Annotated in this window: 1 protein-coding gene; it reads right to left on the minus strand. The window is 34.5% G+C overall.

Annotated elements, in window-relative coordinates; translation table 11 throughout:
* Positions 1-71 precede the first annotated feature (71 nt).
* Positions 72-341, minus strand: coding sequence for a transposase (locus ACFSSE_RS11440; protein ID WP_379044812.1), 270 nt, complete (start codon positions 339-341; stop codon positions 72-74).
* Positions 342-536: the final 195 nt, after the last annotated feature.

The following is a 536-nucleotide window of genomic DNA, read 5'->3' on the forward strand; positions in this document are numbered from 1 at the left end:
ACCCTAAATTCCCCTCAAAGAGACTTGATTGAGGGTCAAAATGGATCAAGCGTAAAAGTTGGGGAGAGGGATTAGGCATATATTTTAGATAGTTTAAAAAGGAAGAACTTCACATTTCTCACCCCTCTGAACTGCGACCGGAAAGCTTTTATCTTGGCATTGAAAGATTCTGCAGATGCATTTATGCTTCTGTTATCAAAGTAGTTCAATATGGTTTCATAATTGTTCTGAATGGTTCTAGCTATGGTATTGAAGGATTTATAACCTAGTTTTTCTATCTTATTATACCATATTGCTAATTTTTTGAAGGCTATCCGCTTGTCTTTTGAATGGCTAAGTATTGCCTACAACTCCTGGGAAATTTCATAGGCTTTCTGTAAATCTGGATATCCTTTAAAGTGGAATTGCAATAGTTTACTAGAGGTTTTTTATTGTCAGATTATTGTTTTTTGAGGAGCATTAATTAGATTTATAAAAGCCAATATGTATGTTGCTGTTTTGGATTGAATTAATAGCTCTCCAAACTCCTGAGGTGT

The organism is Pedobacter alpinus (assembly GCF_042684645.1).
In the GTDB taxonomy this organism is placed as follows: domain Bacteria; phylum Bacteroidota; class Bacteroidia; order Sphingobacteriales; family Sphingobacteriaceae; genus Pseudopedobacter; species Pseudopedobacter alpinus.